The organism is Dokdonella koreensis DS-123, from assembly GCF_001632775.1.
Lineage (GTDB): Bacteria > Pseudomonadota > Gammaproteobacteria > Xanthomonadales > Rhodanobacteraceae > Dokdonella > Dokdonella koreensis.
Genome location: NZ_CP015249.1, coordinates 886,651 through 907,146, shown reverse-complemented (window position 1 = coordinate 907,146; position 20,496 = coordinate 886,651). Strand labels below are relative to the sequence as shown.

General features: G+C 69.0%; 18 protein-coding genes. 2 read left to right on the top strand and 16 right to left on the bottom strand.

The features are described from left to right. Positions 1 to 25: 25 nt before the first annotated feature. From gspD to xerD, 16 genes are all read right to left on the bottom strand, one after another. Positions 26 to 2,320 carry a type II secretion system secretin GspD gene (gene gspD, locus I596_RS03540; protein WP_223303909.1) on the bottom strand — a complete coding sequence of 765 codons (2,295 nt, stop codon included), beginning with the start codon at positions 2,318 to 2,320 and terminating at the stop codon, positions 26 to 28. A 136-nt stretch (positions 2,321 to 2,456) separates the two neighbouring features. Further along, the gene (locus I596_RS03535; RefSeq protein WP_067644285.1) at positions 2,457 to 3,158 is read right to left on the bottom strand and encodes a hypothetical protein; all 702 of its coding nucleotides are present in this window, start codon (positions 3,156 to 3,158) and stop codon (positions 2,457 to 2,459) included. Beyond that, on the bottom strand, positions 3,155 to 3,766 hold the full coding sequence (gspM, locus tag I596_RS03530) for a type II secretion system protein GspM (protein ID WP_067644282.1): 612 nt from the start codon (positions 3,764 to 3,766) through the stop codon (positions 3,155 to 3,157). Before gspM ends, I596_RS03535 begins: the two co-directional genes overlap by 4 nt. Next, positions 3,756 to 4,928, bottom strand: coding sequence for a PilN domain-containing protein (locus tag I596_RS03525; RefSeq protein WP_083965345.1), 1,173 nt, complete (start codon positions 4,926 to 4,928; stop codon positions 3,756 to 3,758). The genes gspM and I596_RS03525 overlap by 11 nt, the downstream gene beginning before the upstream one ends. A 2-nt stretch (positions 4,929 to 4,930) precedes the next feature. Continuing rightward, positions 4,931 to 5,839 (bottom strand): type II secretion system minor pseudopilin, encoded by a 909-nt coding sequence (locus I596_RS03520; RefSeq protein WP_067644276.1) that lies wholly within the window; start codon positions 5,837 to 5,839, stop codon positions 4,931 to 4,933. Beyond that, positions 5,836 to 6,588: a prepilin-type N-terminal cleavage/methylation domain-containing protein gene (locus I596_RS03515; protein WP_067644273.1), complete on the bottom strand. Its 753-nt coding sequence runs from the start codon at positions 6,586 to 6,588 to the stop codon at positions 5,836 to 5,838. Before I596_RS03515 ends, I596_RS03520 begins: the two co-directional genes overlap by 4 nt. Beyond that, positions 6,585 to 7,202, bottom strand: coding sequence for a type IV pilus modification PilV family protein (locus tag I596_RS03510; protein ID WP_150131995.1), 618 nt, complete (start codon positions 7,200 to 7,202; stop codon positions 6,585 to 6,587). Before I596_RS03510 ends, I596_RS03515 begins: the two co-directional genes overlap by 4 nt. A 31-nt stretch (positions 7,203 to 7,233) precedes the next feature. Next, positions 7,234 to 7,692, bottom strand: coding sequence for a GspH/FimT family pseudopilin (locus I596_RS03505; RefSeq protein WP_083965344.1), 459 nt, complete (start codon positions 7,690 to 7,692; stop codon positions 7,234 to 7,236). A gap of 41 nt (positions 7,693 to 7,733) precedes the next feature. Further along, a complete protein-coding gene (gspG, locus tag I596_RS03500) occupies positions 7,734 to 8,168 on the bottom strand; it encodes a type II secretion system major pseudopilin GspG (RefSeq protein WP_067644264.1) in 435 nt (144 codons plus the stop codon). 27 nt (positions 8,169 to 8,195) lie between these two features. Next, positions 8,196 to 9,413: a type II secretion system inner membrane protein GspF gene (gene gspF / locus I596_RS03495; protein WP_067644261.1), complete on the bottom strand. Its 1,218-nt coding sequence runs from the start codon at positions 9,411 to 9,413 to the stop codon at positions 8,196 to 8,198. Positions 9,414 to 9,429: 16 nt separating this feature from the next. Further along, entirely contained in the window at positions 9,430 to 11,169 is a 1,740-nt protein-coding gene (gene gspE, locus I596_RS03490; protein ID WP_067644258.1) for a type II secretion system ATPase GspE, read from the bottom strand. A 16-nt stretch (positions 11,170 to 11,185) separates the two neighbouring features. Beyond that, complete coding sequence (locus I596_RS03485) at positions 11,186 to 11,905, bottom strand: exosortase H-associated membrane protein (RefSeq protein WP_150131994.1); 720 nt, start codon at positions 11,903 to 11,905, stop codon at positions 11,186 to 11,188. Next, a complete protein-coding gene (gene purL / locus I596_RS03480) occupies positions 11,863 to 15,708 on the bottom strand; it encodes a phosphoribosylformylglycinamidine synthase (RefSeq protein ID WP_067644253.1) in 3,846 nt (1,281 codons plus the stop codon). The genes I596_RS03485 and purL overlap by 43 nt, the downstream gene beginning before the upstream one ends. Before the next feature lie 318 nt (positions 15,709 to 16,026). After that, a complete protein-coding gene (locus I596_RS03475) occupies positions 16,027 to 16,764 on the bottom strand; it encodes a disulfide isomerase DsbC N-terminal domain-containing protein (RefSeq protein ID WP_067644250.1) in 738 nt (245 codons plus the stop codon). A gap of 25 nt (positions 16,765 to 16,789) precedes the next feature. Next, positions 16,790 to 17,560 carry a DsbC family protein gene (locus I596_RS03470; RefSeq protein WP_067644247.1) on the bottom strand — a complete coding sequence of 257 codons (771 nt, stop codon included), beginning with the start codon at positions 17,558 to 17,560 and terminating at the stop codon, positions 16,790 to 16,792. A 164-nt stretch (positions 17,561 to 17,724) separates the two neighbouring features. Beyond that, positions 17,725 to 18,642 carry a site-specific tyrosine recombinase XerD gene (gene xerD, locus I596_RS03465; RefSeq protein ID WP_067644244.1) on the bottom strand — a complete coding sequence of 306 codons (918 nt, stop codon included), beginning with the start codon at positions 18,640 to 18,642 and terminating at the stop codon, positions 17,725 to 17,727. Between the two features lie 181 nt (positions 18,643 to 18,823). Between xerD and I596_RS03460 the strand changes: the two genes are divergently transcribed. Beyond that, complete coding sequence (locus tag I596_RS03460; RefSeq protein ID WP_150131992.1) at positions 18,824 to 19,930, top strand: hypothetical protein; 1,107 nt, start codon at positions 18,824 to 18,826, stop codon at positions 19,928 to 19,930. Then, entirely contained in the window at positions 19,930 to 20,487 is a 558-nt protein-coding gene (locus tag I596_RS03455) for a GTP-binding protein (RefSeq protein ID WP_067644238.1), read from the top strand. Before I596_RS03460 ends, I596_RS03455 begins: the two co-directional genes overlap by 1 nt. Positions 20,488 to 20,496: the final 9 nt, after the last annotated feature.

Below are 20,496 nucleotides of genomic sequence, written 5' to 3'. Positions count from 1 at the left end.
CGGCGCGCCGGTTCAATCCGGCCGCCTAGGGACGCTCGGGAACCGGCCCCGTCTCGGCTGCCGGCCGCAGCGGCTCCACCGTGACGTTGGACTTGGGCAGCGGCCGCAGCGATTCGAACTGGCGCCGGTACTCGTCCGTGACGGTACGGGCATCCTGGCTGTTGGCGATCACCTGGGGCGTGATCACGACGATCAGCTCGGTGCGCTGACGCCTCTTCTGGGTATTGCCGAACAGTTTTCCGAGCAGCGGGATCTTGCTGAGGCCCGGAACGTTGGATTCGCCTTCCTGCGAGTTCTCCGAGATCAACCCGCCCAGCAGCACCGATTCTCCGCTCTGCACGGCGATCTGGGTCTGCAGCTGGCGCTGGTTGATCGGCGGGTTGCCGTTGGCGGTCGGCGTGCCGGGATTGCTGACCTCCTGCGAGACCTCCATGTAGACCAGGCCGCCCGGATTCACGCGCGGCTTGACCTGCAGGATGATGCCGGTGTTGAGGTACTGCACGGTGCCGTAGCCGGAGTTCGTCGTGGTCGGCGTGTTGTTGGTTCCCGTGGTCGGCACGGTGTAGCCGGTATAGAAGGTCTGCTGGACCGGGATCTGCTGACCGACGTTGATCTGCGCTTCCTGGTTGTTCGTCACGACCAGCGACGGTGCCGACAACACCTTGGCGACGCCGCTGGACTGCAGCGCGCTCAATGCGACCTGGAACTTGCTGTTGAGGTAGGACCAGAAGATCGTCGAGGAGCCGGCGGCCGGACCGGCATCGCCGATCAGGCCACGCTGGCGATCATGGGTGCGCACATAGGGCTCGCCGTTCGGATAGCCCTCGCCCTGCAAGCCCGCGAACCACCACTGCACGCCGTACTGCAGGTCGCCGTCCAGGCTGACCTCGAGGATCTTGGTCTCGATGTGCACCTGCAGCGGTGCGATGTCGAGCTTGCGGATCGCCGCCTGCACCGAGTCCCACTCGGCCGGCGTCGCCATGACGAGCAGCTGGTTGTTCTCCTCGATCGCGGTGATGCGCATCTTGTTCTCTTCGCCGGAACCGCCGGAGCCGGCCGGGCGCGGAGTCGATTCGGCCTTCGGCGCCTCGCTCTGCGCGTTCTGGCGATTGCTGCCGTAGCTCATCGACGAACCGCCGGCGCCGCCGATCGAACCGACCGTGACCGGCTTGAGCCCCGGGGCCACCGAACCGGAGGTGCCGCGCCGGCCGCCGCCGCCACCGCTGGTGCCGAAGATGTCGCTGAGGTAGTCGGCCAGATCGACCGCCTTGATGTTCTTGACGTCGTAGGTATAGAGCTGGGTGGCGTTCTCCGCCGCACCGGTGTCCAGGCGCCGCAGCCACTGCTCGGCCTGCTCGAGATATTCGGGCTGCGGCGTGATGACGATGACCGAGTTGACCGACTCCAGCGGCATGAAGCGGAACATGCCGGCCAGTGGCGACTCGCCCTCGGCGCCGAACAGCTTCTGCAGTTCCGGCAGGATCTTTCCCACCTCCTGGTGCTGCAGCGCGTAGACGCCCATCGACATGCCCTTGAGCCAGTCGACGTCGAAGGTCTCGATCGTGCGCTTGTAGTTGACGAGTTCCGATGCCGTGCCCGCCATGACCAGCAGGCTGCGCGCGGTATCGACGTTGATGACCGCCTCGGGCTTCGCGTAGGGCTTGAGCAGGTTCGCCATCTGCGAAGGCGATACGTAACGCAGCGGGAACACCCGCAGCTCGTAGCCGCGCGCGGCGTCCGGCGGCGCGATGCGCGGCGTGAGCTTGCCGGGAATCGCGTCCTTCAGCTGCAGCACGGTATAGCGGCCGCCTTCGCGGACCAGCGTATTGCCGGTCCATTGCAGCAGCGTCTCGAGCGTGGACATCGCGTCTTCGGGCCGGATCGGCTTGGACGTCGAGAACGTGACGTTGCCGCCGACGTTGGGCGCGATGATGTAGTTCTCCTGCAGCAGATCTCCCAGGATCGCCTTGACGACGGCCTGGATCGGCTGGTTCTCGAAGTTGAAGACGACCTGGCCCTCACCCGCGACCGACGCGCCCGCGCCACGCGCGGCCTGCTCGTTGAAGAAGCGCCCGGTACCGACCTGGATCTCCGGCTTTGGCGGCTGGCGGCTGGCGTCTTCGTCCGGATTGATCGGGATCGCCCCGTCGCCGATACGCTCGGCGTCGACCTCGTGCCTCGGCGACACCGGCGCGATCGCGTTGTCGGCAGTCATCGGACCATCGTCCGGAGCGGTGGCGCGCGGAGTCGGCGTGGTGGCGCAGCCGGCCAGCAAAGCCAGCGACAGCGCGATCAGCAGGGACTTCGGTTTCAACAACACGTCACTCTCCATCAGCTTGACCGCCCCCGGAAACGGATCGGCCATACGGTAGCCTAGACCACGAGGGTTCCGGCGGGTAAGCACCGGCGCGGCGTCGGGTGGGTCCGGCGGCCGGCCTCGCCGGCGCCGTGCCTCGTCATTTCTTCTCATCGGCCTGCTGCCGCAGCTTTTCGGCCTCTTCCCGCATCTGGCGCCGGCGCGCCTCGATGCGCTTGGCCAGGTCTTCGTTGCTGTTGCCGGCCTGCGCCGGCTGCTGCGCCCCCGGTGGTGGCGGCCGGGTGTTCCCCGGCGGCGGCGTGCCTCCGGGAGTCCGCATGTTCGGCGGCGGCGTCACCGTGCCGGCGACTTCCAGCTCGACCTCGCTGCGTTCGTTGTTGATGCTCTGGAACACCACGGAGCGAGGGTTGACCTCGATCAGCGTCCAGCTGGCCTGGTCGCCTTCCAGCGGCATTCCGACCTTGAGCGACAACGACAGGTTCCGTGCCTTGTCGGTAATCAGGGCGATCCGCGTCTCCGGCGTGACGATGACTCCGGTCAGCTGGATGTTCAGCGGGACCTCGGGCGGGGCGTCCGAAGACGCCACGGCCTCGACCGCGGAGGGCCGGCGGTCCTCGTTGAACAGCGGACGCTGGTCGATCGCGGCGAACGTGGTCAGCGGCGGCGGGACGAACGGGGCGCGATCGATCGTGCCGGCGGCCAGCTTGCGCGGGCCTTCGTTGTCGCTCAGCCAGCCGTAGCCGCGGCCGTAGCCGGCGTAGAGCACCAGCAGCAAAGCCCCGAACAGGGCGCAGATGCCCAGCAGGACCCGGGTGGCCATTTCGGCGGCGCGCACGTTCATTTGGCCGCCTTGCCCGGCTGCCGGATGTAGCCGGACAGGTTGAAACGCACGTCGAGCGGCTGCGACGCGGCGCGACCGCCCGGCGGCACGTAGTTCTGCTGCTTGTAGATCATCAACTGGTCGGCAAACAGGTAAGGCTTGCCATTCTCCAGGTCGTACAGGATCGCCGACAACTGCTCCAGATCGCAGCGCATGCGCACGCTGATCGTCACGCGCCGATAGAGCTCTTCTTCGGTGCTGGTATAGGACTGGGAGCTGACGACCTGGCAGCGATTGCTGTCGGGTGCATGCTCGGCGACGACCTGCTTGAGACGCTGGATCAGGTTGGCCGACGCGGCGTTCACGTCCGCCTCCGGCATGAAGGCCTGGTTTTCCTGCTCGTAGCCGCGGATCTCGGTCAGCTTGAGGTCGATCTGCGGCTGCTCGGCAATTGTCCGCGCGAATCGCAACTGCTGCTCGCGCAGGTCCACCATCTGCTCGGTGTACTGCAGGTGCGGCGCCACGAACCACCAGTGGAAACCCAGCAGGTAGACCAGCAACAGGACGATCGCCAGCAGGATCACCGCCAGCAGGCGGCCGTCCTTCGGCGCCTTGATCTCAAGCGCCATCGGTCGCCCCCTTTCCGGCGTCCTCGGTTCCGGCCACCTTGGTCCGCTTGAGTTCGGCGGTGATCTGGAAGCGCTCCTTGCTGGTCCTCGGGTCGGGCTGGATGGCGCCCTGGAAATTCGGATTGGACAGGTACGGCGACTCGCCGAGCAGCCCGATCAGCTTGGCCGCCTCGCGGCTCTGGCCCTGCAGCTGCAGCTGTCCGTTCTCGATGTTCATGCGCTCGAGGAAGGTGTCGTCGGGCAGGCGCTGGGTGAGGTCGTCGAGGACCGCGACCACCAGCGGCTCGTTGCGCTTCTTGTCGGCGAGGAAGTTGGCGCCGGCGATCGAGTCGACCAGGCTGCGCTTGAGGTCCGAGACCTGCCGCGCCTGGGCGTCGGCCTGGTTCACTTTTTCACGCATCGACTCCACTGCCGCCGCGCGGTTGTCGAGCCACTTGGACATCGCCAGCAGCAGCAGTACCACCGCCAGCGCCGCCAGCCCCAGATTCAGCGGCAGCCGCAGGTCGCGGCGATGCGCACGCCGGTCCGGCGGGAGCAGGTTGATATGACTGCGCTGGCCGCCGTGGCCGGCGCGCCAGATGTCGACGCCGTCCAGGGCCAGCGCACCGCCCGCCAGCGTCGTGATCTCGGCATCGAGCTGCGGCCGCGGCAGCAGCACCAGCTCCACATGGATCGTGCGGCCGGACGCGTCGCGGCTGACGATGCGGCTGTCGAAGTAGACCTGGTCGGCCTTGAACGGCGTCTGCCGGTCCATCTCGAACGAGAGCACCTGCCGGAGATTCTCCTCCGCGGCGGCCGGCAGCGAAATCGTCCTGCGCAGCACGCGGCCGGCGTCGATGCAGTAGATCGTGCGGACGGTCGGGTCTTCGATCCGTTCACGCAGCCGGCGGAACTCGGCGACCTGTGCCTCGGGCGGCTGGTCCTGCGCGATCCGGCCGTACTCGGTCGCGGCGGCGCGGCCGCGCGCGCGCCAGACGACCGTCTGGCCCGGCTGCTGCTCGAGCAGCAGCGTCTCGTTGCGATCGGCGATCAGATCCCGCCAGCGTTGCGGCAGGCAGGCGAGCAGGTTCTCGCCCCACCAGGCGAAGAACGCCGGCAGTGGAGTCTTGGCAAGGCGCGTCCGCAGACGCGCCAGCTGTCTGTCCAGCGTTTCGATCAGCACGTTCAGGAATTTTCCCCATCCCGCCAGCGCAGGATTGCATAAGGGCGGCCCGCGGCGCCGGCGCCGCCCATGCGGACCGTGGCGTCCAGTTCGGCACTGGCGCCATTGGACAGCGTTGCACGGCAGCGCACACTATACGTCAGCCCCCCGCCGTCCGCCATGAGCGGCGTCCCGTCGGGCAGGGTGAGGCTCTGCAGCTCGGGGGAGCCGGGCTGCAGCATCTGGCGCTGCTGGATCAGCTGCTGGGCGTAGTCGGTGGTCATCCCCGGCAAGGCGCGCAGCGCCTCGAGCGGTGCATAGGCGGCGCTGGGCGTGTTGCGGCCCGAGTAGATCGTGATGCCCGGCTCCAGCGCGGTGAAGATCTCATAGGTCATCCCCAGGACCTGCTGCAGCTCCGAGACGGTTTCGAACGGGCCGTTGCGCGGCCCGTAGGACAGGCCGATGTCCTTGTAGTCCTTGGCCTCGGCACCGAGCGGCTTGGCCAGGTCGTCCGGATCGCGCCAATCCTCGATCGCATCGGCCAGTTCCTGGGCCTTCTCCAGCTCGATCCCGGTGGAGGCCAGCAGGTTGGTCAGGACCATGATGTCGGCCGTGTTGATGTCGATCTTGCCGGCATCGTCGGTGATGCGGACCTCGACCTCGGCCTCCCCGAAGCCGAACCGGTAGCTGCGGCCGTCGCCCTGCCAGCGCTGCATCGGGTCGTGCATGCGCAGTTGGTAGACCGCCAGGTTCAGGCCGGCCTCGGCGGCATAGCGCGCCTGGGTGGTCTCGAACAGGTGCCGGGACTGCAGGTTCTCGGTGCGGGCGATCATCGAGAAGCTGCCGAGCAGCACGGCCACCATCGCGATGACCCACAGCACCAGGATGAACGCGATGCCTCGCTGCCGGGACCGGAACGGCCGGATGCTCATCGGACCTGCCCCTGGCCGAATTTCTGCGGGACACCGTAGGACTGCTGTCCGGGCTGCCCGGGCTGCCCCGGCAGCGGCGGCGGCTGGGCACCGTCCCGGCCGGTGTACGGACGCCGCATCGAGCCGACGTCGAGGACCAGCGGTATCTCCATGTCCGGAAACACCACCTGGCTGTCGTCGCGCAGCTGGAGCCGGATGCGCACCATGACCGGGGTCAGGCTGGGATCCTCCCAGTCGTCCTGCCAGTCGCCGAGCTCGCCTTCCTCGGTGAAGCCGCGATACTCGAAGCGCCCGCCGCGGATGCGGTCGACCAGCATGACCGGCTCCTGGTCCTCCTCGCGCAGCTGGCGCAGGTCGAAGCCGTTCAGCATCGCATGCGTGAAGAGCAGTTCCTTGCCGCCGCGCACGTTGGCCAGTTCCAACGTCTGCACATAGGGGCCGCCCTTCGACAGGTAGCCGGGCATGGGGGCGACGAAGCGCATGAAGTCGCGCTTGCCCTCGAACACGAAATTGACGCCGGTGCTGTCGTCGCGATCGAAGCCCAGCGGCATGCCGCGGCTGATCTGCCGGCGGATGAATTCCTGGGCGACCCGGATCCGGTTGATCGTGTCGACCGCGCTTTCGCCCGACTGCATCGCCTTGACCGTGGTGCGGATCGCGCCGTAGGTGCCGGCCAGCAGCAGGCCGAGCAGCATCGTCGCCAGCATGACCTCGATCAGCGTGAAGCCGCGCACCGGCCGCCGGTTCATCGCTTGCCCCCGCCGGTGCCCGGCACGGCACTGCTGCGTCCGCCGCCAGCGGCGCCGGTGGGCTGCGCGCTGGTGCGCATGCTGGGCATGTTGATGCCGCCGGGACCACCGCTGCCGTCGTCGGGGTTGGTCGCGCGCAAGGTCGAGAACGTCTCGCTGTGCGGCTTGCTGCGGCTGCCCCAGACCACCGTCAGGTCGAGCTGGAAGATCTCCACCGGCGAGATGGTCAGCGCGCCGCTGTTGCCGACCTGGGCGGCGGCGGCGACTTGCTGCTCGGCGGACAGGCCGGCGATGCCGCCGCCCATCGCCGGCGGCGGCACGATACCCTGCGGGTCGACCTTGTGGACGCGCAGCTCCCAGCTGTACTTGTCGTCGAAGCGGCCCGAGGAATCGCCTTCCTCGATGCGCTCGCCGACACCGACGACGTCGAGCCGGGATTGCGCCCAGAGCGCCGCCTGCGTGTACTCGGCCGAGCGCCGCGTCGTGTGCAGCGACGTGGCGAGGATCTGCATCTGGACGCCGACCGCGATCGCGAACACCAGGAACGCCGCCACCATCTCGATCAGGCTGAAGCCGCGAGCGTGGCGAGGCGCAAAGGGAGCGTGGCGTGGCATGGCCTGTCAGACCGTCCGATCGGGGTTTCGTTCAGTCAGGCGGCTGGTCGAGCGTGATCTCGCCCGTCAGCCAAGCCACGTTGATGCGCCAGACCCGTTCACCCATCAGGACGGCGATGTTGCCGCCGGTGGAGCTGCCGTCCGGGAAGAAGCGGATGCCGCCGGCATTGGCGCCGGTCAGTTCCTGCTCGGCCGTCGTCAGCTGCAGCTTCATGTCCTTGGGCAGCTCGGTCGATCCGCGATTGGGGGCCTGGTAGCTGTTGTGCTCGAGGTCCAGCGTGAGCACCTTCTGCTCGCCTTTCACGATCGCCTGGCCGCGGGTGTAGCGCAGCGCCGCGACCAGGTCACGGCTGGCCGCACGGACCTTGGCACTGGAAAGGCTCTTGGAGAACGAAACCGAGACGACCGTCAGGATGACCGCGATCAGGACCACGACCGCGATCATCTCGATCAGCGTGAAGCCTCTGGGGCGCGAACGGCAGGCGTGCACGGCGATGCTCCGGGCAGGTGCGTGCGGTCCGCGCCGGCCGCTTACTGCCAGTTGCCGTAGTCGGCGTTCAGCTCGGCACCGCCGGTCTGGCCGTCGCGACCGAGGAACACGAGGTCGAAATCGCCGTGCTCGCCCGGGCTCTTGTACTGGAACGGGTTGCCGAACGGATCCTTGAGGTCCGACTCCTTGGCGTACGGCCCGTTCCAGTTCTTGGCGTTGCCGCCACGCGTGACCAGGTCCTCGAGCCGCTGCGGCGGCGAGCCGTTGTCCAGCGCGTAGGCCTCGACCTTGCCGGCGAGCGACTGCACCTGGGCCTTGCCGGCGTTGTACTTGCCGGTGTTGACGCGGTTGCCGACGTTCTGGACGACGATCGTGGCGACGATGCCGATCAGGACGATGACCGCGAGCATCTCGATCAGGCTGAAGCCACCGCTGCGCGGCAGCGGGCGTGCAAGGAACGGAGTTGGCGTGTTCATGAGGGCCTCGTGGCGGGAAATGGGGGCTTACTGTATCGAACCGGCGATATCCATGATCGGCAGCACGATCGCGAGCATGATCATCGCGACGATGACGGTCATGACGACGGTCGTCAGCGGCACCAGGGCCGCCAGCAGGCGATCCAGGGTGTTCTTCACTTCGATGTCGAAGGTGTCGGCCACCTTCATCAGCATCGCGTCGAGCTGGCCGGATTCCTCGCCGACGCTGATCATCTGCAGGGCCAGCTTGGGGAACTGCTTGGACTGCGTCAGCGAATAGCCCAGGCCGCCGCCGGTCTTGACCTCCTCGGTCGCCTGCTCGACGGCCGCGGCCAGTACCGTGTTGCCCATGACGTTGCGCGCGATCGCCAGGCCGTTCAGCAGCGGAACGCCGTTGTGGAGCAGCGTGCCCAGGGTACGCGACAGGCGTGCCGTCTCGAGCTTGCGGATCAGCTCGCCGATGAGCCGGAGCTTCAACAGCCGCTGGTCGAGCTTGAGCCGGGTGACCGGATTGGCCATCTGCCGCCGCACCCAGCTCACCGCGAAGATGGCCAGGCCGATCAGCAGCCACCAGAAGTTCTGCAGGGTCGAACCGACGCCGAGGACGATCCGCGTGATCATCGGCATCTCCACGCCCATGTCGGCGAACATCGGCGCGAACTGCGGCACCACGTACGTCAGCAGCACCAGCAGCGAGAGCAGCACCATGCCGACCAGGAACGCCGGGTAGATCATCGCGTTGATGACACCGGCCTTCAGCAGGCGCGAACGCTCCAGGTACTCGCCGAGCCGCTTGAGCGTATCGTCGAGCGAGCCGCCCGCCTCGCCGGCGCGGACCATGTTGATGTAGAGGCGCGAGAAGTTGCCGGTCTCGTTCTCGAGCGCATCGGACAGCGGCGCACCGCCGCGCACGTGGTCGCGGATGCGCTCGAGCATCTGCCGCGCCTTGTCCGACTCGGGCAGGTCGAGCAGGATCTGCAGCGCGCGGTCGAGCGGCTGGCCGGCGCCGAGCAGGGTCGCCAGCTGCTGCGTGAACAGCACCACCTGCTGCTCGCGCAACGTCGCCTTCTTGAACAGGCCGCCGAACAGGCTGCCGCCGGAGCCGGCATCGGCCTCGCGCACGTCGAGCGGGATGTTGCCGGCATCCTGCAGCTTGAGGATCGCCTCGTCGTGGGACGCGACGTCGAGCTGACCTTCCAGCGTCTCGCCCGCCGGAGTGACGGCCTTGTAGCGGTAGATGGTCATGGCGCGCCGGCTTTCATCAGGTTTCCTGGGTCACGCGCAGGACTTCCTCGAGCGTCGTCGAGCCGCCCAGCGACTTGACGATGCCGTCCTCGTACATCGTGCGCATGCCTTCCTTGCGCGCCTGTTCCTCCAGCTCGCCCATCGTCGAGTGCTGCATGACCTGGCGGCGCAGCGCGTCGGTCATGACAAGGAACTCCATGATCGTCGTGCGGCCGAAGTACCCGCTGGAGTTCAGCGGCGAGGGCATCGGCTTGTAGAGCTTGATCGGGCGCTCGTCGGTGAAGCGGTCGAGATTGAACTCGCGGATCACCTCCGGCGAGGCCTCGTACGGCATCGCCGTGTTGGAATCCAGCCGGCGCACCAGGCGCTGGGCGAGAATGCCGTTGATCGTCGAGGTCAGCAGGTAGTCCTCCACGCCCATGTCGAGCATGCGCGTGATGCCGCCGGCGGCATTGTTGGTGTGCAGCGTCGAAAGCACCAGGTGGCCGGTCAGCGCCGACTGGATCGCGATGCGCGCGGTTTCCAGGTCGCGCATCTCGCCGATCATGATGATGTCCGGGTCCTGACGCACGATCGAACGCAGTGCATGGGAGAAGTCCAGCCCGATCTGCGGCTTGGCCTGGATCTGGTTGATTCCCTCGATCTGGTACTCGACCGGGTCCTCGACGGTGATGATCTTGACGTCGGGCGTGTTGAGCTTGGACAAGGCCGTGTAGAGCGTCGTCGTCTTGCCCGAGCCGGTCGGACCGGTCACCAGCATGATGCCGTGCGGCTGCTCGAGCACCTTGACGAACTTCGGCAGGAACTCGTCGGTGAAGCCGAGCGTGTGGAAATCGAAGACCACCGCCTCGCGGTCGAGGATACGCATCACCACCGACTCGCCGTGCGCGGTCGGCACGGTCGAGACGCGCAGGTCCAGCTCCTTGCCCTGCACGCGGATCATGATGCGGCCGTCCTGCGGCAGGCGCCGCTCGGCGATGTTGAGCTTGGCCATGATCTTGATGCGCGAGATCACCGCGGCGGTCGAGGCCGCCGGCGGCGACTCGACCTCGTGCAGCACGCCGTCGATGCGGTAGCGCACCTTCAGGCGGTTCTCGAACGGCTCGATGTGGATGTCCGACGCGCGCTGCTCGACGGCACGCTGGATGACCAGGTTGACCAGGCGGATCACCGGCGCCTCGGACGCCAGGTCGCGCAGGTGCTCGATGTCGTCCTCGCCGCGACCGCTCTCGTCGCTCAGGTTCTCGACGATCGTGCCCATCGCCGAGCGCCCCTGGCCGTAGTAGCGCTCGATCAGGTCGTCGATCTCCGAGCGCAGCGCCAGGCGCACCTGCACCTTGCGGCCGGTGGCGAGCTTGACCGCCTCAAGCGGGTACGGGTCGGCCGGATTGGCGATCAGCAGGGTGACTTCGTCGTCGGTCTCGGCGATCGGGCAGATGTGCACCTGCTTGAGGAAGCGGACCGACAGCTGCAGGTTCGGCGGCGGCGTCTCCGGGAACTCCTTGGGCGGCAGCAGGGCGATGTCCATCAGCTCCGACATCGCCTCGGCCATGTCGCGCTCGGACACCAGGCCCAGGCGGGTCAGCAGCGAAAGCAGTCCGGAGCCGGTGTTGTCCTCCTCGTGCAGGCGCCGGCCGCGCACGAGGTCGGTTTCCTTCAGCCGCCCGCGGGCGACCAGGAACTGGCATACGCGCTCGTCGAGCGTCTCCTCGACGACCGCAGGGACACCGGCAGCAGGGTCGATCACACTGGCCAAGACAGGACTATCCGCTTCATTCGACATGGCTATGACTCTGATTCCCCGGGTCAGGTTCCCTGCCCTGGCCCACCAGCGACTCGATGAACGACCGGTTGAAGCCGACCCAGAGCGCCACGGGCACCAGGGCCGGGAGGATCAGATAACCGAACTGGTAGGCCAGCGCAATCACATTGGGCTGCAGGCCGGCCTTTTCGGCGGCCGCCTGGCCCGGCGCGCCGGCCTGGAAGGCGACGACCTTGAGGCTTTCGGCGACGACGCCGAAGGTCTGCGCCAGCCAGATCGCCGCGAACGCCACCGCGATCTGGCCCGCCCGGCGCCGGATCGAGGCCGGCGTCGCCAGCGTCAGGCCGGAGAACAGCGGCAGCGCATAGCCGTAGATCATCGGGTTGAGCGTGGTTTCGAGCACACCGAGCCCGACCCGGCCGCCGTCGTCGGCGCGCACCAGGATCTTGGTCGTCAGCTCGAACAGATAGCCGGAGCTGCCGAGCACCTGGCCCGCATGATCGACGACCTGGGCTCCCTGAACGAGTCCGCTGAACAGCTCCGGCCAGAGCGCCAGCAGGACCGCGCGAGCGGCCACGCCGACCGGCCAGACCAGCAGCGGCGCCAGCACGAACCAGATGACGAAACTGAGCGGCAGCCACAGCAGCGCCTTGAGTGCGAACTCGCGCAGCGGCGACAGGGTCATCGTCAGCCGACCCAGGTGCGCGCGTTGCGGAAGATGCGCATCCACGGGGAGTCCTCGCCCCATTCACGCGGTCGCCAGCTCATCTGGGCGCTGCGGAACACCCGCTCCGGATGCGGCATCAGGATCGTCACGCGGCCATCCGCCGCGGTGAAGCCGGTAGCGCCGCCGGCCGAGCCGTTGGGATTGAGCGGATAGCGTTCGGTCGGCTTGCCGCCGTCGTCCACGTAGCGCAGGCACGCCTCCGCCTGTCGCGCATCGGCATAGCGCACGCGGCCCTCGCCGTGGGCGACGACCACCGGCAGGCGCGAACCGGCCATGCCGGCCAGCAGGATCGACTGCGACTCGAGCACCTCCAGCGTCACCAGGCGCGCCTCGTACTGCTCCGAGGCGTTGCGCACGAACTCCGGCCAATGCTCGGCACCCGGGATGATCGGCTTGAGCTGGGCCATCATCTGGCACCCGTTGCAGACGCCGAGCGCGAACTTGCCGGGATCCTCGAAGAAGGCCGCGAACGCCTCGCGCAGACGTGCGTTGAACAGGATCGAGGTCGCCCAGCCGCGTCCCGCACCGAGCACGTCGCCGTAGCTGAAGCCGCCGCAGGCGGCGAAGCCGACGAAGTCGTCGAGGCGGTGACGGCCCTGCTGCAGGTCGGTCATGTGCACGTCGACGGCGTCGAAGCCGGCGCGCGTGAACGCCGCCGCCATCTCGATCTGCCCGTTGACGCCTTGCTCGCGCAGGATCGCCACGCGCGGGCGCTCGCCGGTGGCGATGAACGGTGCGGCGACATCCTCCGCGGGGTCGAAGCTCAGGCGCGGCGCAATGCCCCGAGCGTCCTCGTCGCACCGCCACGTGTGTTCGTCGTCGGCGCTGGCCGGATTGTCGCGCAGCCGCTGCATCGCATGGCTGGTTTCGGACCAGGCGGCCATGAGCTCCGGCCACGACCATTTGACCAGTACCGTGTCGCCCTGGGTCAGCTGGATGCGCAGCTTCTCGACCGGCCGCCCGATCCGATGGGCGATCGTCCCCAGGCCGTGCCGCTCGAGCAGGGCCTCGAATGCGTCCCGGTCCGCCTTGCGAACCTGGACGACGGCGCCGAGCTCCTCGCAAAACAAGGCGCCCAGCGTAGTGTCTCCCCAGCCGTCGAGGCGGATGTCCAGGCCGCAGTGGCCGGCGAGCGCCATCTCGATCAGCGTGACGATCGCGCCACCGTCGCTGCGGTCGTGGTAGGCCAGCAGCAGGCCGTCCCGGTGCGCCTCGGCGATCGCGTCCAGGAACGCGCGCAGGCGCTTGGGATCGTCGACATCGGGTGCCAGCCCACCGGCGCGCAGCGAGCATTGCAGCAGCACCGAGCCGCCGAGCCGGTTGGCCCCGGCGCCCAGGTCCAGCAGCCACAGCTCGCTTTCGCCACGGTCGAGCACCAGCTGCGGCGTCGCCGCGCGACGCACGTCCGCGACGCGCGCGAATGCGGACACGATCAGCGAGACCGGCGAAACGGTGCGCTGCATCTGCCCGTCGCTCGACCATTGCGTCTGCATCGACAGCGAGTCCTTGCCGACCGGGATCGAGATACCGAGCGCGGGGCACAGCTCCATGCCGACCGCCTCGACCGCGTCGTAGAGTGCCGCGTCCTCGCAAGACTGGCCGACGGCGGCCATCCAGTTGGCGGACAGGCGCACCTCGTCGAGCACGATCGGCGCCGCCGCCAGGTTGGTCAGGGCCTCGCCGACCGCCATGCGTGCCGACGCCTTGGCGTCGAACACGGCCAGCGGCGTGCGCTCGCCCATCGCCATCGCCTCGCCGGCATAGCCGTCGAAGTCGACCAGCGTGACCGCACAATCGGCCACCGGCACCTGCCACGGGCCGACCATCGGGTCACGCGCACACAGCCCGCCGACGCTGCGATCGCCGATCGTGACCAGGAACGACTTGCTGCCGACCGAAGGAAAGCGCAGCACGCGCTGCAGCGCCTCGTCGAGCTCGAGCCCGGCCGTGTCGGCGATCAGGTCCAGGCGCTTGGACTTGCGTACCGCCTCGCGCTGCATGCGCGGCGGCTTGCCGAACAGCACCTCGAGTGGCAGATCGATCACATCGCCGCCGAGCAGCGGGTCGGCGACCACCAGGCGCCGTTCGGCCGTCACGCTGCCGACCACGGCATAGACGCACCGCTCGCGCGCGCACAAGGCCTCGAACAGCGGCAGCGAAGCCGGCCGCACGCCGAGCACGTAGCGCTCCTGCGATTCGTTGCACCAGATCTGCATCGGCGAGAGCTGCGGGTCGTCGCACGGCACCTTGCGCAGGTCGATCCGTCCGCCGACGGCCGAATCGTTGAGGATTTCCGGAATCGCGTTGGAAAGACCGCCGGCGCCGACGTCGTGGATCGAGACGACCGGGTTGTCCTCTCCGCGTGCCCAGCAGGCGTCGATGACTTCCTGGCAGCGCCGCTGCATTTCCGGGTTGTCGCGCTGCACCGAGGCGAAATCCAGCTCCGCGCTGCTGGTTCCGGCGGCGACGGACGAGGCGGCGCCGCCGCCCAGGCCGATCAGCATGGCCGGTCCGCCGAGCACGATCACCGCATCGCCTTCCTGCAGGTGCTGCTTGGCGACGTGGCCGCGGCGCAGGTTGGCGATGCCGCCGGCGATCATGATCGGCTTGTCGTAGCCGAAGCGCTTGCCCGGCTCGCCGTTTTCCTGCTCGAAGGTCCGGAAGTAGCCGCCCAGGCAGGGCCGGCCGAACTCGTTGTTGAACGCGGCGGCGCCCAGCGGGGCGTCGCGCATGATCTCGAACGCGGTCGCGAAGCGCGGCGGCAGCGGCCGCTCCGGCTCCCACGGGCGCGGCAGCCCCGGGATGCGCAGGTGTGAAACCGAGAAACCGACCAGTCCGGCCTTGGGCTTGCCGCCGCGGCCGGTGGCACCCTCGTCGCGAATCTCGCCGCCGGAACCGGTGGCGGCGCCCGGGAACGGCGAGATCGCCGTCGGATGGTTGTGCGTCTCGACCTTGATCGCGTACGGCACGTCTTCCTCGACGGCCGCATAGCGCCCGTCGGCCGGGGAAGCGAAGAACCGCTGCGCGCGGCTGCCCTCGATCACGGCCGCGTTGTCGGAATAGGCCGACAGCGTGTGCGCCGGCGAGACGGCGTGGGTATTGCGGATCATCGCGAACAGCGACCGGTCCTGCGCCACGCCATCGACCGTGAATGCCGCGTTGAACACCTTGTGCCGGCAGTGCTCGGAATTGGCCTGCGCGAACATCATCAGCTCGGCATCGCTCGGATCGCGTCCCAGCACGCGGTAGCTGTCGGCGAGATAGGCGATCTCGTCATCGGCCAGGGCCAGGCCCAGGCGCTGGTTGGCGGCCGACAGCGCACCGTGCGGATCGTCGCCGAGCACCACCATGTCCAGCGGCGCGGGAGCGCCGGCATCGAACAGGTGCTCGGCTTCGGCCAGCGAGGTGATCACCGATTGCGTCATCGGATCGTGCAGCGCCTGCACGATCGCCTGCCAGCCGGCCGATCCGGTCGCCGGCGGGCGGTCGAGCTCGATCGCCAGGCCGCGCTCCACGCGCTGCACCGCCAGGCCGCAGCCGCGCAGGATGTCGCCGGCCTTGCTGGACCACGGCGAGATCGTGCCCAGCCGTGGGACGATCCAGAGGGTCGCCGGACGCGGCGACCCGGCGGTGGCCTGCAGCACCTGGTACAGGCGCGCATCCGCCGCGGTGGCCGCGTCGGCGGCTACGAAGTACACGTACCGCGTGTCGCGCAGCCTGCAGTCGCGGACCGTGGCCGCCAGGGCGGCATTGATCCGTTCGACGCGGAAAGGCGACAGCGCACTCTGGCCGTCGATCGCAATCATGAGGGTCGGGAGGGGAGCATCGGGAAGCCGCCTATTCTAGCCGATGCGCGTTCCGATCACCCCCTCGCCCCGGGGCATGCCGTCAACCCGCGGACAGGCCGCGACGCGCCCGCCCGCGTACGCCGGCCAAGGACAACGAGGACGTGGCGCGGCCCATGCCCAGGCGATGGCGCGGCCCTGGGCGCGCGCAAGAGCCGCCCGCGCGACCGAGCCCGGCGTGGCGCCCCAGGCGCGGCGCCACGCAGCAGCCGCCGGCGGCGCCGGGACCGCCATGACCTGCCGGATGGCGGCCCTGGACCGGCCCCGCCGGCCGCGTGGTCAGGTCCCGGACTTGGCGGCTTCCAGCTGCTGCAGGCGCTCGAGCATCTGCGCCGGCGGCAGGTAGCCGCCGATCTTGACGCCGTTGGGCGCGTACACCGCCGGAGTACCGTCCACGCCGACATCCAGCCCCAGCTGGAACTGGGCGGCGATCGGGTTGTCGCAGGTGAGGGGCGCGGGGTCGGCGCCGCCCTTGGCCGCCGTGAACGCCGCCTTCTTGTCCGCGGCGCACCACACCGAGACGGCCTTCTTGAACGACGGCGAATCGATGCCGCTGCGCGGGAAGAACAGGTAGTCGAACTCGATGCCGAGCTTGTTGTACTCGGCCACTTCCTGGTGCAGCTTGCGGCAGTAGCCGCAATCGATGTCGGTGAAGATCGTCAGCTTGTACTTGGGCTTGTCCGGGCCGAAGCTCAACAGCTGGCTGGCCGGGATGTTCTTGAGCTTCTCAACCCGCGCCTTGCCCAGGCGCGCATCGGTCAGGTCGGTGCGGCTGGCGGCGTCGTACAGCTTGCCCTGCATCAGGTAGCGGCCGTCGTCGCTCACGTACACCAGCTGGCCGCCGAGCAGCACCTGGCGGAAACCGGCCATCGGCGCCGGCTCGACCGTGTCGATCGTGGCCTGCGGGACCAGCTTGAGGATGGCCGCACGGGCAGCCTCGTCGGCCTTGTCGGCCGCCACGGAAACCGCCGGCAACAGCCCGGCCAACGCGGCGACGATCGGTAGGGAACGCATCATGGGTCAGCCTCGGCGAAAGAGAATTCTAGGGAGCGGTGGGAGGAGTGGCGGCCAGGCGATCGAGCTCGGCGGCCAGCCGGTCCGGGGACAGCGCGATTTCCGGCGCCACATGCGTGCCGTCGGCGGCGATCAGGGTCGGCGTGCCGTTGATGCCCAGCGACTCGGCCAGGTGCGTCAGCTCGGTCAGCGGGGTCGGGCAGCTCGCCGCCATCGGGTCCTGGCCCGACATCGCGGCATTGAATGCGGCGATGCGGTCCTTGGCACACCAGACGGCCTCGGACTTCTTGTCCGCGCCCGGATGCAGGCTGACCAGCGGGTAGAGGATGTAGTCCACCGCGATGCCGTGTGCGTTGTACTGGGCGATCTGCTCGTGGAAGCGCTTGCAGAACGGGCAGTCGATGTCGGTGAAAACGGTCACCGTGTGGCGCGGATTGGCTGGTGCGTAGACCAGCTTGCGATCGTCCGCGACCTTGGCCAGGGCCGCCCGGCGAACGCCGTTGCGGGCGCTGTCGCCGAGGTCGCGGCGCTGCTCGACGTCGAAGGCGCCGCCTTCGAAGACCAGCTTGCCGTCCTTGCTGACGTAGAGGATCTTGACTCCCGAGAGCACCTCGTAGAAGCCGGGGATCATCGACTCCTGCATCGCGTCGATCGGCAGGCCGGGCACCAGTTTCGCGACCGCCGCGCGCGCGGCGTCATCGGGTGCCGCCTGCGCGAGCGGCAGGCCCGCCGCAATCAGCAGGCCAGCCAGGACCAGACCACGCCGCAGCGTGTCGCGGAAGGACGCGGGAATTGACATGGGCACCTCTGCATGGGAATCCGGCGGGCGGTGTCGGCGACGCGCCGATCGGCACCGCCGGCCCGGTCGGACATGGACCGTTCCGCGGGCGGAAGGTTCCCCGCCGCCGGAGAATCTTCGCATGCCCGGGGCCCGGCGACCAAACCGCCCGCCCCCAACCGCCGTCATCCGCGCGGATGATGGCGCGCGTGCAGGCGCTTGAGCCCCTCCTTGGCGACCTGGGTGTAGATCTGCGTCGTCGTCAGCGAGCTGTGGCCCAGCATCATCTGCAGGGCGCGCAGATCCGCGCCATGGTTCAGCAGGTGGGTCGCGAAGGAATGCCTGAGCACGTGCGGCGAGATCCGCGAAGCCGGGATGCCCGCCACCTGCGCGTGCTTCTTGACGATGTTCCAGAACATCTGGCGGCTGAGGCCGGCACGGCGGGCGGTGACGAACAGCGCCGCTGCCTGCCCGCCCTTGAGCAGCGCCGGCCGCGACGTCAGCACATAGCGCTCCAGCCAGTGGCCGGCTTCCTCGCCCAGCGGAACCAGCCGCTCCTTGCCGCCCTTGCCGACCACCCGCAGCACGCCTTGCCGCAGGTTGACCTGGGCGGCGGTCAGGCCGACCAGCTCGCTGACGCGCAAGCCGGTCGCATACAGCAGCTCCAGCATGGCGCGATCACGCAACCCGAGCGGCGTCTCCACCGATGGCGCCCGGAGCAGCGCCTCCACGTCCGCCTCGCCCAGCGCCTTGGGCAGCGAGCGCGGCAGTTTCGGCGCGTCCACCAGCAGGGTCGGGTCTTCCTCCAACCGCCCCTCGCGCTGCAGCCAGGCATAGAACTGGCGCAGGGACGAAAGCAGGCGCGCGGTCGACCGCGCCTTGTAGCCGCGCCCCGTCGTGCCGCCGTGCAGGCTGCGCTGGGCCAGGTAGTCCTGCAGTTGCAGGCGCGACGCGGCAGCCAGGCCGCTGCCGGCAGCGGCGAGCCAGCACGCGAAGCCTTCCAGGTCGCGCCGGTAGCTGGCCAGCGTGTTGTCCGCCAGCCCGAGCTCGGCCCAGGCGTTGTCGGCGAAACGGCCGATCAGTGCGCGATCGGCTGAGGCCATTGTCGTTTTCCCGACCAAGCTGACACCTGCTGGCACAAAGTGACGAAAAACCATTCCCGCCGGAAGCGCGGGGGCGGCGGGCCGCAGGCTTTTTCACGAAAGCTTGAGGCACCACTCGTTTTGGTCCGGATTGCGCATGGCTAAATCCGCCGCGCAGGACAGCGTGTCAGGAGATGGAGATATGTCAATGCTCACCGGGTGGGTGGAACCACCCGCGGCACCCGGAACCGCCAGCCTACGCGCGGGCACCCAGAGCGAGCGCGAGGACGCGGCCGCCGCCGCGACCGAGGCGACGCTCCCGGCCGAGGATGCGGCCCCGCTGCACCTGGCCGCCCTCGGACTGAGCGCCAAGGAGCTGCACACGCTCGGCGCGATCCTGCACGTGATCAAGGCGCGCACCGAAGCAGCCTGGGAATTCGGCGACCTCGACCAGGCCGACGTCGTGATCGCGCCGCTGGCGCTGGCACGGGACCCCGACCGCGGCGCGCCGCTGCGCGGGCGCACGGTCATCCCGCTGGTCGGCGAGGACGGTCCGCTGCCGCGCGAGGACGACCTGATACTGACGACGCCGATCCGCGTCATGGCGGTGCTCGACGCCCTCAACCTGGCATCCCGGCGGCACCGGCACGGATCGCCCGCGCCACCGTCCGCCGCCAAGTCCGGCGACGCGGCCGTGTCCAGCGAGTCCTGCCTGGCCACCGTACTGCTGCCATCATTGGCGCGCACGCGCGAGGATCACGCGTTGCGCATCCGCATCCTGAGCGCCGGCGCGATCTACGTCTGGCCGGCCGAACGGCTGTTCCACGTCGATTTCCCGCTGTCGCTGCTGCCGCGCATCGTCATGGAGCGCCGCTTCGTCATGACCACCGCGCCGGCACAGGCACCCGAACTGATGACCTTGAGAGACCAGGCGATCCCGCTGGCGCCGCTGCTGTGGAGCATCGGTACCGCCCCCACGCGCTGCGAGACGCTGCCGGAAGCGGCGGCCTATCGCCTGCTGCGCTGGCCCGAGTTCGACCGCCTGCCGCACGAGATGGGGCACCTGCGCCTGTGCGGCGTCATGGCCGGCGCGAGCTGGACGCTCGATGCCCTGCAGGCGCAGAGCGGCCTGCCGCACGCATTCGTGGCGCGCTTCCTTCGCGCCTGCCTCGCCTGTGGCTATGCCGGCGCGGAAGCGCAGGGCACGGCGCCCCCGGCGACCGCGCCGCCCCGCCGCGCGCCATCCGCACCGGGCGGCGCCGGCCTGCTCGAGCGCCTCTGGCGCCGGCTCGGCTTCGGGGCCGCCTGATGGCACGCGAGCACGTCATCCTGTTCGCCGGCCCGATGGGCGCCGGCAAGACCACGGCGATCGCCAGCGTGAGCGAGATCCCGGTGGTCAGCACCGAAGCGCACAACACCGACACCGCCCGCAGCGCCAAGGCCACCACCACGGTGGCGCTCGACTACGGCGAGATCACGCTGGCCGATGGCGACAAGGTCCGCCTGTACGGCCTGCCCGGGCAGGAGCGCTTCGACTTCATGTGGCGGATCCTCGAACCGCGCGCGATCGGCATGGTGCTGCTGGTCGACAACGCCGGCAGCGATCCGCTGGCCGAGCTGGATCGCTACCTGAACGCGTTCAGCCGTTTCCGCGACCGCGCGGCCGTCGTGGTCGGCGTGACGCGCACGGACCTGGCGCGCCAGCCGTCGATCGACACCTACTACGCGCACCTGCGCAACCGCGACCTGTTCCTGCCGGTGCTGGCGGTGGATGCGCGCAATGCCGGCCAGATCGGCGTCCTGCTGTCGTCCCTGATCGTTTCGGTCGAGGCCCGCAGCGAAGAAGCGGTGCCCGAAACCCCGTAAGTGAGCGCG

Bases quoted from the DNA above. Each gene is read 5' to 3' on its own strand.
- I596_RS03535 (WP_067644285.1), bottom strand. From the start codon at position 3,158: ATGAACGTGCGCGCCGCCGAAATGGCCACCCGGGTCCTGCTGGGCATC.
- gspM (WP_067644282.1), bottom strand. From the start codon at position 3,766: ATGGCGCTTGAGATCAAGGCGCCGAAGGACGGCCGCCTGCTGGCGGTG.
- I596_RS03520 (WP_067644276.1), bottom strand. From the start codon at position 5,839: ATGAGCATCCGGCCGTTCCGGTCCCGGCAGCGAGGCATCGCGTTCATC.
- I596_RS03515 (WP_067644273.1), bottom strand. From the start codon at position 6,588: ATGAACCGGCGGCCGGTGCGCGGCTTCACGCTGATCGAGGTCATGCTG.
- I596_RS03510 (WP_150131995.1), bottom strand. From the start codon at position 7,202: ATGCCACGCCACGCTCCCTTTGCGCCTCGCCACGCTCGCGGCTTCAGC.
- gspG (WP_067644264.1), bottom strand. From the start codon at position 8,168: ATGAACACGCCAACTCCGTTCCTTGCACGCCCGCTGCCGCGCAGCGGT.
- gspF (WP_067644261.1), bottom strand. From the start codon at position 9,413: ATGACCATCTACCGCTACAAGGCCGTCACTCCGGCGGGCGAGACGCTG.
- purL (WP_067644253.1), bottom strand. From the start codon at position 15,708: ATGATTGCGATCGACGGCCAGAGTGCGCTGTCGCCTTTCCGCGTCGAA.
- I596_RS03475 (WP_067644250.1), bottom strand. From the start codon at position 16,764: ATGATGCGTTCCCTACCGATCGTCGCCGCGTTGGCCGGGCTGTTGCCG.
- I596_RS03470 (WP_067644247.1), bottom strand. From the start codon at position 17,560: ATGTCAATTCCCGCGTCCTTCCGCGACACGCTGCGGCGTGGTCTGGTC.
- xerD (WP_067644244.1), bottom strand. From the start codon at position 18,642: ATGGCCTCAGCCGATCGCGCACTGATCGGCCGTTTCGCCGACAACGCC.
- I596_RS03460 (WP_150131992.1), top strand. From the start codon at position 18,824: ATGTCAATGCTCACCGGGTGGGTGGAACCACCCGCGGCACCCGGAACC.
- I596_RS03455 (WP_067644238.1), top strand. From the start codon at position 19,930: ATGGCACGCGAGCACGTCATCCTGTTCGCCGGCCCGATGGGCGCCGGC.